Raw genomic sequence first — 16,298 nt, forward strand, 5'->3', positions numbered from 1 at the left:
TTGCCCGCAATCCGAAATCCAATAAAAAAGGCCCCAGAAGGGGCCTTTCTATACTTTTCAGAACGCCGGATGGCAGAGATTCAGCCCCCCAAATACGCATCCCGCACTTTCGGATCAACCAGCAACTCAGCCCCCGAACCTTGCATCACCACCCGGCCGTTCTCCAGAACGTAGGCGCGGTCGGCGATTTTCAGGGCCTGGTTGGCGTTTTGCTCGACCAGGAACACGGTGACGCCGTCACGCCGCAGCTGTTCGACGATCTCGAAAATCTGCTGAATGATGATTGGCGCCAGACCCAGCGACGGTTCGTCGAGCAGCAGCAGTTTGGGCTTGCTCATCAGCGCGCGGCCGATGGCGAGCATCTGCTGTTCGCCGCCGGACATGGTGCCGCCGCGCTGATGGAAGCGCTCTTTCAAACGCGGGAACAGGGCCAGAACCTTGTCCATCTGCTCCTGATAATCGCCCTTGTCCGTGAAGAAACCGCCCATGGCCAGGTTTTCCTCGACGGTCAGCCGGGCAAACACGCGGCGGCCTTCCGGCACCACCGCGATGCTCTTGCGCATGATCACCGACGACTCCAGACCGACCAGTTCTTCGCCCATGTAACGGATGCTGCCGCTGTGCGCACGCGGCGACCCGCACAAGGTCATCAGCAACGTGGATTTACCTGCGCCGTTGGCGCCGATCAGGGTGACGATTTCACCCTGCTGAACATCGATGCTGACGCCGTGCAGCGCCTGAATCTTGCCGTAGAAGGTGGAAACGTTGTCGAACTGCAGCATTTACGCTTCCCCCAGGTAGGCTTTGATCACTTCAGGATTGTCACGGATCTGCTCGGGCGTGCCATCCGCCAGAGGCGTGCCCTGGTTGATCACCACGATGTGGTCGGAAATGCTCATGACCAGCTTCATGTCGTGCTCGATCAGCAACACCGTGGCGTTGTGCTCGTTGCGCAATACGCCGATCAACGCTTTCAGATCCTCGGTTTCCTTGGGGTTCAGACCGGCTGCCGGTTCATCGAGCATGAGGATGCGCGGGCGCGTCATCATGCAGCGGGCGATTTCCAGACGGCGTTGCTGACCATAGGCCAGCGTGCCGGCCGGGCGGTTGGCGAACGCTTTCAGATCGACCGCCTCGAGCCAGTGCTCGGCGTACTCCATGGCCTCGCGCTCGCTTTTGCGATACGCCGGCGTCTTGAACAGGCCCGACAGGAAATTGGTGTTCAGGTGCCGATGCTGAGCCACCAGCAGGTTCTCGACAGCGGTCATTTCCTTGAACAGACGCACGTTCTGGAAGGTGCGCACCACGCCTTTGCGCGCGATCTCGTGGCCGGCCAGGCCTTGAATCGGCTCGCCGTCCAGCAGGATCGTGCCCGCCGTCGGTTTGTAGAACCCGGTGAGGCAGTTGAAAACGGTGGTCTTGCCGGCGCCGTTAGGGCCGATCATCGACACGACCTGTTTCTCTTGCACAGTCAGACCCACGCCATTGACCGCCAACAGGCCGCCAAAGCGCATGCTCAAGCCAGAGGCTTGCAGAAGTGGACGGCTCATCAGCGCTCCCCTTTGAGTTTCATGACGGGACGCTGCATTGGCAGGAAGCCCTGAGGACGCCAGATCATCATCAGCACCATCAAGGCGCCGAAGCCGAGCATCCGGTATTCACTGAATTCGCGGAGCAGTTCAGGCAACAGGATCATCACGACCGCTGCCAGAATCACGCCTAGCTGCGAGCCCATGCCACCCAGGACCACGATCGCGAGAATGATCGCCGACTCAAGAAAGGTGAACGATTCCGGGGTGATCAAGCCTTGGCGCGCCGCGAAGAAGCTGCCGGCGAAACCGGCGAACGCCGCGCCCAGGGTAAAAGCGGAAAGCTTGATCACGGTCGGGTTCAGACCCAGCGCGCGGCAGGCGATTTCGTCTTCGCGCAACGCTTCCCATGCACGGCCGATCGGCATGCGCAACAGGCGGTTGATCACGAACAGCGCCAGCAGTGCCAGCAACAGCGCGATCAGGTAGAGGAAGATCACCTTGTTGATGGAGTTGTATTCCAGGCCGAAATACTCGTGGAAGGTCTGCATGCCTTCCGCCGCCTTGCGCTCGAACGTGAGGCCGAACAGCGTCGGTTTTTCGATGTTGCTGATGCCGTTCGGGCCGCCGGTGATGTCGGTCAGGTTACGCAGGAACAGGCGAATGATTTCACCGAAGCCCAGCGTCACGATGGCCAGGTAATCGCCGCGCAGGCGCAGTACCGGGAAGCCCAGCAGGAAGCCGAACGTCGCCGACGCCAGGCCCGCCAGCGGCAGACAGACCCAGAAACCCAGGCCGAAATAGTGTTGCAGCAGGGCATAGGTGTAGGCGCCGACGGCGTAGAAGCCGACATAACCCAGGTCCAGCAGGCCGGCCAGGCCGACCACGATGTTCAGGCCCAGGCCCAGCATCACGTAGATCAGGATCAGCGTGGCGATATCCACCGCGCCGCGGGAGCCGAAGAACGGCCAGATCAGTGCGGCGATGACGATCGCGCCGAGGAACCAGCGCTGCGTCGACGGTAGGGTCAGAAAGTTGCTGGCCTTGTCCGACACCAGTTGCTTTTGCGGGCGCGAACGCCACATGGCGCTGATCTGCTCGTTGAACAGCACGCGCAGGAACATCAGCAGGGCGGCGGCGAAGATCACCAGCACGGTGGTGGTGCTCGCACCGACGACCGCGAGGTTGACCCCGACGATGTCCAGTTTCAGCCCGAGGATCGGGTAGGCGACGGCCAGCACCAGCACTGCGCTGAAGAGGGCCGATTTGAGATTTCTGGTCATACTTTTTCAACCTCCGGACGGCCGAGCAGGCCGGTTGGCCGGAACAACAACACCAATACGAGAAGACCGAACGCCACCACATCCTTGTACTGATCGCCGAAGATATCGGCGCCAAACGCTTCAGCCACACCCAGCACCAGACCGCCAAGCATCGCGCCCGGGATGCTGCCGATACCGCCCAGAACCGCTGCGGTGAAGGCTTTGATGCCGACCAGAAAACCTGCGTTGGGGTTGATCACGCCGTACTGCATGCTCAGCAATACCGCTGCGACCGCCGCCAGCGCTGCGCCGATGACGAACGTCAGGGCGATGATGTTGTTGGTATTGATACCCAGCAGGTTGGCCATCTTGATGTCTTCGGCGCAGGCGCGGCAGGCGCGGCCAAGGCGCGAACGCGAGATGAACCAGGTCAGGCCGAGCATCGCCAGCACGGTGACGATGAAAATCAGGATCTGCATGTACGAGATCACGACTTCATGGGTGCTGGCGCTGCCGAACACGAAGTTGCCGGGAATCAGGTTCGGGATCGATTTGTCTTTGGAGTCCTGCGACAACAGCACGGTGTTCTGCAGGAATATCGACATGCCGATCGCGGAAATCAGAGGGATCAGACGGTTGCTGCCGCGCAAGGGACGGTAAGCGACGCGCTCGATGGCATAACCGTAGGCACTGGTCACCACGATGCTGGCGATGAAGGCCGCCGTGATCAGCAACGGAAGGTTGTCCAGACCCAGCATGGTCAGGCCCGCCAGGGCGATGAACGCCACGTACGAACCGATCATGTACACCTCGCCGTGGGCGAAGTTGATCATGCCGATGATGCCGTAGACCATCGTGTAGCCAATGGCGATCAGGGCATAAGTGCTGCCAATGGTCATGCCATTAACCAGCTGTTGGAAAAAATGATAGAGATCTATCTCGGGCATTGCCGCGCTCCTAAAAACCTTCTCGGTGTTTCACTGGTGAAGTCTTTTTCCCGCTCGCGCGTCGTGATCTACGTCCGCGTTCGGCACGAGCCCAGTGATTCACTGGTGCGGTTTCAAGATGTTCAGGTGTCGGGACTCTTGTGAAATCCGTCGGCCTCGTAAAACAAAGCCCACTGCGGTTGCAGTGGGCTCTGGGTTCAACATGAGGCGTGTGATTACTTCACAGGGGCTTCAGTCTTGGTGCCATCTTTGTGCCAGGTGTAAACGACGAATTTGAAGTCTTTCAGGTCACCCTTGGCGTCGAAAGACAGATCGCCGGTAGGGGTCTTGAAGGTACCGGCGTGGATGGCGGCAGCCACTTTGGCGGTGTCTTCGGACTTGGCGGTCTTGATGGCCTCGGCGATCACTTCAACAGCGGCGTAGGCCGGGAACACGAACGGACCGCTCGGGTCTTCTTTCTTCGCTTTGAAGGCATCTACCAGCGCCTGGTTCGCAGGATCCTGGTCGAAGGATTTCGGCAGGGTCACCAGCAGACCTTCGGATGCATCCTGGGCGATTTGCGAGATGGACGCGTTACCCACCCCTTCCGGACCCATGAAGCCGGCTTTCAGGCCTTTTTCCTGTGCCTGACGCAGAATCAGACCCAGCTCAGGGTGGTAGCCGCCGTAGTAGACGAAGTCGACGTTGGCTTGCTTCATTTTGGCGATCAGCGAGGAGAAGTCCTTGTCGCCGGCATTGATGCCTTCGAACAGGGCGACTTTCACGCCGTCTTTTTCCAGTGTCTGTTTGACGGCGGTGGCGATGCCTTCACCGTACTGCTGTTTGTCGTGGATGACCGCAACGATTTTCGGCTTGACCTGTTTGGCGATGTACTCGCCGGCGGCCGGGCCCTGAGCGCTGTCCAGGCCGATGGTGCGGAAGACCATTTTGTAACCACGGGCGGTGATTTCCGGGCTGGTTGCAGCCGGGGTCACCATGATGACGCCTTCGTCTTCGTAAATGTCGGACGCTGGCTGAGTGGAGCTGGAGCAGAGATGGCCGACCACGAATTTCACGCCGTCGTTGACCACTTTGTTGGCGACCGCGACCGCTTGTTTAGGGTCGCAGGCATCGTCGTAATCAACGGCTTCAAGCTTCTTGCCGTCGATACCGCCTTTGGCGTTGATTTGCTCGATGGCCATCTTGGCACCGCTGAACTGCATGTCGCCGTATTGGGCAACAGCGCCGGTTTTAGGGCCAGCGATGCCGATCTTGATGGTATCAGCTGCGAACGAATGGCTGGCAACCCCCGCCAGAACCAGTGCGGCAAACAGCTTGGAAATCTGATTAATACCCTTAGTCATGATGCTCCACTCTTGCGTTGTAGTTTTTATAATCCTGACGGCCAAAAGCTGCAGGACCGGATTGATCTATCCAGGCCACACCCCCGGCAACTGTACCGGAACAGTTTAGAGCGCCGGTCGAGCGCTTGAAAAGCTGGCTGCAGGGGGCAATACCTGTTGATGTCGCTTAATCGAAAGAAAGATACACAATCAAGCCGGTCGATCAGGCGAACCGGTCGTTCAATCTATCGGCTTGAGCGAAGTTCTCTGCAATCAATCACTTGAATCCAGGTTTGTCCGTATGAAGTGCAGCGGTATCATTACGCCGATTTTCAATACGGTGAAACCCATGACGCAAGAACCTAGCACCCTCTATGCCAAGCTGCTTGGCGAAACGGCTTCGATCACGTGGAAAGAATTGCAACCATTCTTTGCCAAGGGTGCCCTGTTGTGGGTCGAGCCCTCGCAGGATTTGATCGCGGTGGCGCAGGCATTTGCCGAGAATGCCGAGGCAAAGGTAGCGGCCTGGCTGGAAGCGGGAGAGGTCGGCAAGGTCTCTGAATCAAAGGCTCTGGACTTGCTGGAGCGTGATCCGGCGTTGTGGGCGGTGGTCGTTGCACCCTGGGTGTTGATCCAGGAAAGGGCGTCGCAGGGCTAAGTGCACTGATCTGGTGCTTTGCATGATGGCAAAGTGGGTAGGTCGGTAACCTTGGGTTGGCTCTGGATTGTTACTCTGATGCCCTGGCGGGCCTGTCGCGAGCAAGCTCACTCCTACATTTGTTGCAATGTGCCATGGCTTGATAGACCGAGTTGCTAGCCTTTAGAAGCTCAAACCTCGATCTATCAGAATGCGGTTCGTTGCAGAGAATGCAGGAGTGAGCCAACTGTCTTTAACGCCCCTTCGATCAACGGCGTGATACCCGACGCCTTCCCGGCTGAAGCCGGTCCTACGAAAAACTTGCAGCGTCTGTAGGACCGGCTTTAGTTGGGAAGAGGCCGGTGCATGCCAAGCAGATGTAGCGTCTGGAATTCAGTCTTCGCGGGCAAGCGCCGCTCCTACGGGAGTGGGGCGTGCCCGGAGAGTTCGGGAATACCCGGAGATCTCTGTAGGAGTGAGCTTGCTCGCGATCAGGCCCGAAGGGCATCTAATGTGGCGATATCAAGCCAAACCCTTCAATTCAAATACCCCGTCTTCCCCGTGTGCTGATTCAGCGAGATCACCCGGGTCTTGCCGATCCGGTGACGGTAGATTTCGCGCAGGTATTTAACGGCCTTTTTCACACTGTCGCGGGAGATCCGGATGTCGTTGATCGAGACAAAGCGTTCCTTGTCATCGATCAGCTCCCGGTATTTCTTCTCGTACATCGGCTTGATCGCGTACCAGTTGGTGTCGAGGATCTTCGCCGGGTTTTCGTATTCGTTGAGCAAGTCGTCGATGCGGTTCTCGTCGAATTCGTCGCTCATGATGAAGTCCAGAATCGAGTTGTCCAGCGTGTCGTCGAAGCGATACGGCTGTTTGGCAAAACAGCGTTTGATGAAGGCTACGATCAGCGTCAGGAAGTCGTCCGACAGGCACGGGCTTTTGGCGATCAGGGTGGTCAGCGACAGGTTCGCGGAGGCGCCGATCACCAGCGCATAGCGCTTGAGCGTGGTGTTGGGGAACAGGCTGTTGAGGTGCGTCTTGAGCCGGTTAAGGTCCATGTACGACAGCTTGTAGTCCTTCGGCAGCGAGACGATCGACACCACCGACGAGCAATTCTTGAAGAAATGCAGATCGTGCAGCGCTGCGGCGTCATACCCCGATGCCTTGTATTGCTCCAGGGCCGCGCGATAACGCCGCGACTCGATCGGCAAGAGGCTGATTCCCTCAATCGCCTGAGTCATCTTGTTGAAGTGCGGCAGGTCGATCGAGCGGAAGAACAAGTCGTCGATGTCCAGCCTTGGCGGCTCTTTCTCAAAGATCTTCAGCTTGTCCGAACCTTGGGACGGGGTTTCCGGGACGACCGATTCGGCGTAGGCAATCGCGACCGGGCCGGCCAGACTCATGAACAGATCGTTGGCGTCCAGGCGGATGGTTTCACCGATGTCGATGCCCGCGCGCCGGAAGTAATTCTGGTCGTAGTCGGTGGTCACCGCCTGAGCCGTCAGAATGTTGAAGATCTGCTGTGAGATGTACTGGTTGGCGTGCCGCTCCATGGCGTTGACATCGATGTTCTCGATGGTGCCATCGTCGCTTTCTTCCGCGTACCGCATGATGTCGTTGGAGATCAGCATCATTGCGTTCCATGGGCGGATGCGCCCCATGACACTGGCTTCGCTGCTGTCTTCGTTCTCGAAGTTGTACGAGAAGTCCCATTCCTCAGCGAGATACTTGCACAGCAGACGCCCGGCGTTGATATGCAAGGCTTCTGACATTTCGCTGCGGTGATCGGAAATGTTCGGCAGCACGCAGATGCCGCTGGTGAAAATAGGCTCGAAGACGAACGAGCGGCCGCGTTTGCCATCGTTTTCACTGGCCGGTTTGGTGTCGAACGTCTTGTTCATGTACGAGAACTGCTGGGCCAGGCCGAACTCCGATGCCATGCCCGAACCTGTACCGCCGCCGGCGCTGAAGATGTAGAAATACAGCCGCGACTGGTTGGCCTTGATCCCGCACGAGTCGATCAGGTAGGAGTGGATCAGTTTCCAGTCGGCGCTGGAAAAGTGCTCGGTGTCCTTGTTCAGGATGATCTTGGCCAGATACTGGCCCAGGATCGGCGCGTTACCGGCGCCACCGGCGTGGACCTCGGACAGGTCCATGATCTTCATCTTGCTGTAATCCTTGATGAAGCCGCTTTTTTCGCCCTTGCGCGAGAAACGGATGCGTCCGGCGATGTCTTTGTCCAGATCGCCCAGCATCACCAGCGGTTCGACCAAAAACACCGGTTTGCTCGACTTGTTCTGGACCAGCCGCAAATTGTTGCGAATCCAGCGCGCGGGGCTGTAGCCCTTGTCGTCGCGCAGGCGGTCATCGTTGTTCAGCTGGTTCAGATAAAACTTGCGGGCGTTGTACACCAGTTCCGCGACATCCAGTGCGATGTTGGAGCCGCAACGGCCCAGGCCGATCAGGCAGACCGAGGGGAACTGCTGATCGCTGCGGTTTTCGGTGTCCTCGAAATGCATTGAGGGTGGAAACACCATATCCCGCAGGCCATCGAGGTTGTCGAGGATGCGGTCGGTGTCGGTTTCAGTGAAATACAGGTAGGACTGCGCGGGCGCTGCCTGAGGCCGATAGTGCCCTTGGGGCACGACGCTGTGTTCGCTGATTACGTTCTGCAGAAGTTCGGATACAGCGCCTGCTGCCTCGGTTTTATTGGTCATCGCACGCCATGCCTGTGGGATGACGCCGAAATGTCATCGCGCCATCATCAAAAGAGAACCCGACTGTACAGCGGGATATTGGACACGAGCGATAGGGTCGAACCCTAGCCCTGCCTAAGGGAATCCCTCGGGTCATCGGCGACGAACGGTCGTTCTTGAGTCGGGAATGGCGCAAGGCCACGTGGTTGAGCCCTGGTTCACATTTCCATCGGGCGATTCAGCGCATCGGCTGGGCGCCAGACCGGTCCAATGAGGCTGATTTCACGTCACTGACAGCGAGCTGCGCGCCGTGATTCTCGACCGCGAGCGTTAAGGCGTCGAGCATGTGCGTCGACGGCGACAGGTCCGACGGACGACGCAGGTTGAGCTGCTGCACCAACGGCCGCAACTCGCTCAGCGGGGCGGGTTTGCTGAACAGGTAGCCTTGCACATAGTCGCAGCCGTACTGGCTGAGAAACGCCAGTTGCGCCGGGTTTTCCACGCCTTCGGTGACGACCTTCAGGTGCAGCGTGTGGGCCATCAGAATGATCGCCTGCACGATCTCCATGTCCTGAGGTGAAGCGGGAATGTCGAGGATGAACGAGCGATCGATCTTCACCGTGTCCAGCGGCAGACGTTTGAGATACGCCAGCGACGAGTAGCCCGTGCCGAAGTCGTCGATCGACAACGACACGCCCAGTTTGCGGATTTCCTTGAGCAACAGAATCGTATTGCTGATGTTGCCCATGAGCGCGTTTTCAGTGACTTCCAGTTCCAGCCGGTGAGGAGCGACTGCCGCGTCCGTGAGTGCAGCGGCGACCTCATCGACCAGCTCATCTCGCGCCAGATTGAGCGCTGAGCAATTGACGGCAATGATCAATTTTTCGAAGCCCGGCGCCGTGAGCTGGCTGAGGTCGCGACACGCGCGGCGCAACACCCAGTTATCCAGTTCGGCGATCAGGCCATTGTTTTCCGCGATGCCGATGAAGCGGTCCGGCGTCAGCAGGCCGTGGCCAGGGTGGTCCCAGCGCACCAGCGCTTCCAGCTTGGCGACATGCCCGGTGCGCAGGTCGACGATGGGCTGGTAATACAGCTGCAGGCCGCTCTCTTCACGTAATGCAGCGCGCAACTCCTCTTCCAGCAGCAGCTCCAGGCTGGCTTTGGTCTTGAGGTTGGGACTGAAGAAATGAATGCTGTTGCGGCCATGCCCCTTGGATTGATACAGCGCCAGATCGGCGTGTTTGAGCAACTCTTCAGAGGTTTCGCCATCCTCGGGGTAGACGCTGATGCCGATGCTGGTCGTCATGACCATTCGCCTGCCTGACAGCGCAATCGGCTCCTTCATCTTGTGCATCACTCGCTGGGCGAGGTGCAGGGCTTCGTCGGGCTCGTGCAGCGCGAGCAGGATGCAGAATTCATCACCACCGAAACGCGCGACCACATCGCCGGTGCGTGTGGCGCCGCGAATGCGTTCGGCAATGACCTTGAGCAGATCATCGCCAGCGTCATGGCCGAGGCTGTCGTTGATGCGCTTGAAGTGGTCGATGTCGAGGAACATCACAGCCAGTCTGCCTTGGGCTTGCTGCTGCTCGATCAAACGCTCGGCAAATACCTGATTGAAGCCACGCCGGTTGATCAGGTTGGTCAGCGCGTCGTAATGCGCGACTTGTTGCAGGGAGATCCGGGCCTGATCGAGCTGGCTGAGCAAGGCATTGACCCGGCGCAGGTCGCGATCCCTGCTCTGCAGCTTTTTGTCGGCGAGCGCCGCGCTGACGCTTCCGGCGATGATCAGCAGCACGATCAGGGCGATGGTCAGGCTCAATTCCAAAGTGTTCTGAGGGTCGGGCGCCTGTATCTGTGCGTCGACCGGAATGGCCAGGCGCAGCGACCACATGCCCATGAAGTGCGTGAAGACAATGCCGGCACCCAACACCAGACTGGCGCCGTATTTGAGCAACTGATGGCGCGCGCCGCTGCCTTGGCGCAGGCGGATTGCAAGCACCAGTGCGGTCAGGCTGGCGACGATGGCGATCAGGATCGAGGCAAAAAAACGGACGGGTTCGTAATACTGCGTGGCGTGGGAACGCATGGCCGACATGCCGACGTAATGCATGCTGGCAATGCCCAGACCCATGAACACGGAGGCGACCACATACTGCACGATAGTGAGCTGGTCGTGGCTCAACGCTTCCATCGCCACCATGCCCGCGATCAGCGCGATCATCAACGACACCACGGTGACGGACAGGTCGTAATGCATCATCAACGGGGTCTGGAAGGACAACATGCTGATGAAATGCATGGCCCAGATGCCCACAGCCAGGCACAAGGCCCCGAGGCTGCGCCAGCGAATCCTCGCGTGGGCGTCTTCGACATGCCCGATCCGCTCGGCAATGTGCAGCGTCGCAAAACTGGCGGCGCATGCCACGAGGTAAGCAAGTCCCACCAGCATGGGGTTGTGACTGCAGTCCATCAGCAACCGGCTGTCCGCCGGCAACGCGGCGAGAAAATGCAAACCCAGCCAATCCATAGCGTGCCCTATCTGTCCATTACTACGTAACCACGGCCTTAAAGACCGATGGCACTTTGCAATGATTATAGAGAGCGGCCGGTTTTAAACAGCTGTTCGGGGACGGACGTGCCAACTATTTTGGAATAACAGTAATCGCTAAACGTTCTAAGCGATGGCAGCCACTTCAAACACAGACGGGCCGCTCTCATGCATCAGCGAAGGGGCTGCGATCGGCGCCAGGCCAAACGCGGCGCGCGCGGCGTCGCAGTCCGGATTGTGCTGATCATCCGTCCAGGACGCGTCGAATTCGCGGCAGGTGCTCGAGCGCTGAGCATAAATCGAACAGCTCACGCCTTTGCCCACTTCGCCTTCCAGCGCAGTGCAACGAACGTTTTTGCAGTCGGTGCCGAGCATCGCCACGCGGCTCGGGCTGATGCTGCTCACCCATTCATCAGGCACCGTGCCGCCCGCCGACGTGCATTCGCCCCAGAAGAAAGACACGCGAAAATGCGAACAGCAGGCACCACAATTCAGGCACGGACTGACATCGGACATGACGGTAACCGAAAGGAAAGAGTAGGGGGATTTGGGGCACAACGGCTGGCTATTCTAGGCTTTCCGTTGGCGGTGGGAAGTGGGGGCGAAAGATATATTTCGGCGTGTTTCCGGGGGACGTAACGTCGCTCGGTGACACATGGGGATCGCGCGGCTGAGTTCGCGCGCAGCCCCCGTAGCGTTTGGGCTCGAGCATTTGAAGCCGCAGTTCGAGGCCCGTGCAATGGCTGGGTATCAGCCTTGCGAATGATCAGGGACAGCGCGTCTTTCCATGACTAGATTTGCAATCTCCAGGTGTGAGCAGTGTCTGGCCCCCACAACAATAAGAGAGTTCGGCGCATGGACCATTCGACTCAGGCAAGGAACGCGTGGCGCGTTCTGTTTCTGCTGTTTCTCGCCAATCTGTTCAATTTCTTCGACCGAACCATCCCGGCAATCATCATTGAGCCCATCCGCAAGGAATGGCTGCTCAGCGATTTTCAACTCGGCATCATCGGCACCGCGTTCACGCTGGTTTACGCCATCGCCGGTCTGCCGCTGGGGCGCATGGCGGACAATGGATCGCGGCGCAAGCTGATGGGCTGGGGGCTTGCGGTGTGGAGCGGGCTGACGGCCGTCAATGGGCTGGTCGGCAACTTCTGGGCATTCCTGCTGGTGCGCATGGGCGTGGGTATCGGCGAGGCCAGTTACGCCCCCGCCGCCAATTCACTGATCGGTGATCTGTTTCCGGCCCATCGTCGTGCTCGAGCAATGGGCATCTTCATGTTGGGCTTGCCGCTTGGGCTGTTATTGGCATTCTTCACCATCGGCGCGATGGTGCAGGCGTTCGGCAGCTGGCGAGCGCCCTTTTTCATTGCCGCTGTGCCGGGGCTGGTGCTGGCCGTGTTCATGTTTTTCATCAGAGAGCCGGCCCGGGGCGCCGCGGAAAGCGTGGCGATGTCCCAGGAGAAAATCGACAAGCCGATCCGTCGGGTGCTGTCCATTCCGACGTTTCGCTGGCTGGTGCTGGCCGGACTGGCCTTCAACTTCGCGACCTATGCGTGCAACTCGTTCATGGTGCCCATGCTGCAGCGCTACTTTCTGCTGCCCTTGCAGGAAGCGGCGATGGCCACGGGCATGATCGTCGGTGTCACGGGCCTGATCGGGCTGACCGCAGGCGGCTGGGTTGCGGACAAACTTCATCAGCGCTGGACCAACGGCCGCCTGATGTTCGCCGCATTGAGCATGGTGGTGGCGACGCTGTGCACGGGATACGCCTTGCATTCGGGGCGTATCGAGATCGGCGTTTTTGTTGGCGTGTTCAGCCTGGGCTGGCTGTTTTCCTACAACTTTTACACCTGTGTCTACACCGCAATCCAGGATGTCGTACAGCCGCGATTGCGCGCGACGGCGATGGCGCTGTTCTTTGCCGGGCTGTATTTGCTGGGCGGAGGTCTGGGGCCGGTGGTTGTCGGACTGCTCTCAGACCATTTCGCTCATTCGGCGATGTACGCCGCGCAGGCCGAGCAGATGACCGAGCCGTTCAAGGCTGTCGGGTTGCATGACGCGATGTATCTGATTCCAGTGGCGCTGTTCTTCGCGCTGGTGTTTCTGGTGCGGGCGTCGAAATGCTTCAGCCGCGACGCGCAACGGATGAGGGAAGGGATGGTGGCGGATGAGCCAGTGGGGCTGGGGGGGAAGCCGTCGGTGGCGTGATTTTCCGGTGTTCTACGGACCTGTAGGAGCGCGGCTTGTCCCGCGATCGACCGGGAACCGGTCGCAGAACCAAGCGGCACAGTTGTATCTGATACACCGTGCCCTCTGGTTTTACTTCCGCCGCGCGGAAGATCGCGGGACAAGCCACGCTCCTACAAAGGTTTGTGTTCGCCGCATTTGCGGCGAGGTGGTTTAACCCGCCACCAACACCCGAATCGCTTCCAGGCGCAGCGCGGCTTTGTCGAGCATGGCCAGACCTTGTTCGCGCTGTTCACGCAGGGCCGTCAGTTCGCTGTCGCGCACCGTAGGGTTCACGGCTTGCAGAGCGGTCAGACGTGCCAGCTCTTCATCGGTATCGGCAGCCAGACGACGCTGTGCCTCGGCCACGCGCTCGGCGTGTTTGGGCGCGATCTTGCTTTCCGCCGCATTGATCTGCGGATTGAGCACATCGCGTTGTGCCTGGATGAATTTGTTGGCGCTGGCCCGTGGCACGCTTTCGAGCTGGTCGTTCAAGGTGGTGAACGAGACACGGCCCGACAGATCGTTACCGTTGGCATCCAGCAGGCAACGCAGCGCGGCAGGCGGCAGGTAACGACCTAATTGCAGCGAGCGCGGCGCGACCACCTCGCTGACGTACAGCAGCTCAAGCAGGACGGTGCCAGGCTTCAATGCCTTGTTTTTGATCAGCGCAACGGCGGTGTTGCCCATCGATCCGGACAGCACCAGGTCCATGCCGCCTTGCACCATCGGGTGTTCCCAGGTGATGAACTGCATGTCCTCGCGGGACAGCGCCTGATTGCGGTCGTAGGTGATGGTGACGCCTTCGTCGTCGCCCAGCGGGAAGCTGGCATCGAGCATTTTCTCGCTCGGCTTGAGGATCAGCGCATTCTCCGAATGGTCTTCGCTGTCGATGCCGAATGCGTCGAACAGGGTTTCCATGTAGATCGGCAGGGTGAACTGATCGTCCTGCTCCAGGATCGCCTCGACCAGCGCCTCGCCTTCGCCCGCGCCACCGGAGTTGAGCTCCAGCAGGCGGTCGCGACCGGTGTGCAGCTCGCTTTCCAGGCGCTCACGCTCGGCACGCGCCTCGCTGACCAGCGCCTGCCAGTCGTCTTCGTCGCCGCCTTCGAGCTGCGGCAGCAGACGCGGACCGAACTGGTGCTGCAAGGCGTTGCCGGTCGGGCAGGTGTTGAGGAAAGCGTTGAGCGCTTCGTGGTACCACTGGAACAGCCGCTCTTGCGGGCTGGTTTCCAGATAAGGCACGTGCAGTTCGATGACATGCTTCTGGCCGATCCGGTCCAGACGCCCGATGCGCTGCTCCAGCAGGTCGGGGTGTGAAGGCAGGTCGAACAGCACCAGGTGATGGGAGAACTGGAAGTTGCGGCCTTCGCTGCCGATTTCCGAACAGATCAGCACCTGCGCGCCGAATTCCTCATCGGCGAAATAGGCCGCCGCGCGGTCACGCTCAAGGATGTTCATGCCTTCGTGGAACACGGTGGCCGGGATGCCGGAGCGCACGCGCAGGGCGTCTTCCAGGTCCATCGCGGTCTCGGCGTGGGCGCAGATCACCAGCACTTTGACGCGCTTGAGCATCTTCAGCGTATCGATCAGCCAGTCGACGCGCGGGTCGAAGCGCCACCAGCGCTCTTCTTCGCTGGTCTCGCCTTGTGCCTGGAAGCTGACTTCCGGGTACAGGTCGGCATGCTCGCCAATCGGCAGCTCCAGGTATTCGGCAGGGCAGGGCAACGGATACGGATGCAGCTTGCGCTCCGGGAAACCCTGCACGGCGGCGCGGGTGTTACGGAACAGCACGCGGCCGGTGCCGTGACGGTCCAGCAGTTCGCGTATCAGCCGAGCGCTCGCCTCGGTGTCGCCATCGGCCACGGCACTGAGCAGTGCTTCACCTTCGGCGCCAAGGAAGCCGTGAATGGTCTTGTGCGCGTCGGGCGACAGCCGGCCCTGATCGAGCAGCTCCTGAACGGCTTCGGCCACCGGGCGATAGTTTTCGCTCTCGGCGCGGAAGGCGTGCAGGTCGTGGAAACGGTTGGGGTCGAGCAGCCGCAGACGCGCAAAATGGCTGTCTTGCCCCAGTTGCTCCGGGGTCGCGGTCAGCAGCAGAACGCCCGGGATCACCTCGGCCAGTTGCTCGACCAGCGAGTATTCGCGGCTGGCCTTGTCTTCGTGCCAGACCAGATGGTGCGCCTCGTCGACCACCAGCAGATCCCAGCCGGCCGCGAACAGCGCATCCTGAGCCTTTTCGTCTTCGACCAGCCATTCCAGCGACACCAGCGCCAGTTGCGTGTCTTCGAACGGGTTGCTGGCATCGCTTTCGAGGAAACGCTCGGCGTCGAACAGCGCAACCTGCAGGTTGAAGCGACGGCGCATTTCCACCAGCCACTGATGCTGCAGGTTCTCAGGAACCAGAATCAGCACGCGGCTGGCGCGGCCCGAGAGCAACTGGCGATGGATCACCAGACCGGCTTCGATGGTTTTACCCAGGCCCACTTCGTCGGCCAGGAGTACGCGTGGCGCGATCCGGTCGGCGACTTCCCGGGCGATGTGCAGCTGGTGGGCGATCGGCTGAGCACGAACGCCGCCCAGGCCCCACAGGGACGACTGCAGCTGGCGGCTGGTGTGCTCCAGCGTGTGGTAGCGCAGCGAGAACCAGGCCAGCGGATCGATCTGGCCGGCGAACAGTCGGTCGCTCGCCAGACGGAACTGGATGAAGTTGGAAAGCTGGGTTTCAGGCAGCGTCACGGGCTGATTCTGGGCATTCAGGCCGTGATAAACCAGCAGACCGTCGACGTCTTCGACTTCGCGAACGGTCATTTTCCAGTTCTCGAAGTGCGTGATAGTGTCACCCGGCGAGAAACGCACCCGCGTCAGCGGGGCATTGCGCAAAGCATACTGGCGGGTGTCGCCAGTGGCCGGATAGAGCACGGTCAACAAGCGGCCGTCCTGTGCCAGAACGGTGCCCAAACCCAGCTCGGCTTCGCTGTCGCTAATCCAGCGTTGCCCCGGTTGATACTGCTGCGCCATGCTGCCTGACTCCCGCCTTGAAAAAGCCGACTATGGTAACGGAACACGGCGCTCAGGCCAAAGATACATTGTAAATACGCCCGGATTCACTGGGCTTC

11 protein-coding genes are annotated in these 16,298 nt (G+C 59.9%); 2 read left to right on the forward strand and 9 right to left on the reverse strand.

From position 1 onward, the window contains the following. Window positions 1-80 precede the first annotated feature (80 nt). The 5 genes from AAGQ88_RS06130 to AAGQ88_RS06150 form a co-directional block, all read right to left on the reverse strand. Complete coding sequence (locus AAGQ88_RS06130; RefSeq protein ID WP_093461091.1) at window positions 81-782, reverse strand: ABC transporter ATP-binding protein; 702 nt, start codon at window positions 780-782, stop codon at window positions 81-83. Beyond that, a complete protein-coding gene (livG, locus tag AAGQ88_RS06135) occupies window positions 783-1,550 on the reverse strand; it encodes a high-affinity branched-chain amino acid ABC transporter ATP-binding protein LivG (RefSeq protein WP_093461088.1) in 768 nt (255 codons plus the stop codon). Next, complete coding sequence (locus AAGQ88_RS06140; RefSeq protein ID WP_342654729.1) at window positions 1,550-2,812, reverse strand: high-affinity branched-chain amino acid ABC transporter permease LivM; 1,263 nt, start codon at window positions 2,810-2,812, stop codon at window positions 1,550-1,552. Before AAGQ88_RS06140 ends, livG begins: the two co-directional genes overlap by 1 nt. Further along, window positions 2,809-3,738: a high-affinity branched-chain amino acid ABC transporter permease LivH gene (gene livH / locus AAGQ88_RS06145; protein WP_342654730.1), complete on the reverse strand. Its 930-nt coding sequence runs from the start codon at window positions 3,736-3,738 to the stop codon at window positions 2,809-2,811. The genes AAGQ88_RS06140 and livH overlap by 4 nt, the downstream gene beginning before the upstream one ends. 215 nt (window positions 3,739-3,953) lie before the next feature. Then, the gene (locus AAGQ88_RS06150; protein ID WP_285422610.1) at window positions 3,954-5,081 is read right to left on the reverse strand and encodes a branched-chain amino acid ABC transporter substrate-binding protein; all 1,128 of its coding nucleotides are present in this window, start codon (window positions 5,079-5,081) and stop codon (window positions 3,954-3,956) included. Between the two features lie 328 nt (window positions 5,082-5,409). Between AAGQ88_RS06150 and AAGQ88_RS06155 the strand changes: the two genes are divergently transcribed. After that, the gene (locus tag AAGQ88_RS06155; RefSeq protein ID WP_342654731.1) at window positions 5,410-5,718 is read left to right on the forward strand and encodes a DUF2288 domain-containing protein; all 309 of its coding nucleotides are present in this window, start codon (window positions 5,410-5,412) and stop codon (window positions 5,716-5,718) included. Between the two features lie 515 nt (window positions 5,719-6,233). Here AAGQ88_RS06155 and AAGQ88_RS06160 read toward each other — a convergent pair. The 3 genes from AAGQ88_RS06160 to AAGQ88_RS06170 all read right to left on the reverse strand — a co-directional run bounded on the left by AAGQ88_RS06160 (window position 6,234) and on the right by AAGQ88_RS06170 (window position 11,466). Further along, window positions 6,234-8,420, reverse strand: coding sequence for a hypothetical protein (locus AAGQ88_RS06160; RefSeq protein ID WP_285422609.1), 2,187 nt, complete (start codon window positions 8,418-8,420; stop codon window positions 6,234-6,236). Window positions 8,421-8,637: 217 nt separating this feature from the next. After that, window positions 8,638-10,929, reverse strand: a complete 2,292-nt coding sequence (locus AAGQ88_RS06165) for an EAL domain-containing protein (RefSeq protein ID WP_342654732.1) — start codon at window positions 10,927-10,929, stop codon at window positions 8,638-8,640. 147 nt (window positions 10,930-11,076) lie between these two features. Next, entirely contained in the window at window positions 11,077-11,466 is a 390-nt protein-coding gene (locus AAGQ88_RS06170; protein WP_342654733.1) for a YkgJ family cysteine cluster protein, read from the reverse strand. Window positions 11,467-11,805: 339 nt separating this feature from the next. On the opposite strand from AAGQ88_RS06170, the gene AAGQ88_RS06175 reads away from it, so the two are divergent. Next, complete coding sequence (locus AAGQ88_RS06175) at window positions 11,806-13,161, forward strand: MFS transporter (protein WP_342654734.1); 1,356 nt, start codon at window positions 11,806-11,808, stop codon at window positions 13,159-13,161. A gap of 192 nt (window positions 13,162-13,353) precedes the next feature. Here AAGQ88_RS06175 and rapA read toward each other — a convergent pair whose 3' ends face one another. Then, window positions 13,354-16,200, reverse strand: coding sequence for an RNA polymerase-associated protein RapA (rapA, locus tag AAGQ88_RS06180; RefSeq protein ID WP_342654735.1), 2,847 nt, complete (start codon window positions 16,198-16,200; stop codon window positions 13,354-13,356). Between the last annotated feature and the right edge of the window lie 98 nt (window positions 16,201-16,298).

It is taken from the genome of Pseudomonas sp. F3-2, assembly GCF_038804275.1.
Taxonomy (GTDB): Bacteria; Pseudomonadota; Gammaproteobacteria; order Pseudomonadales; family Pseudomonadaceae; genus Aquipseudomonas.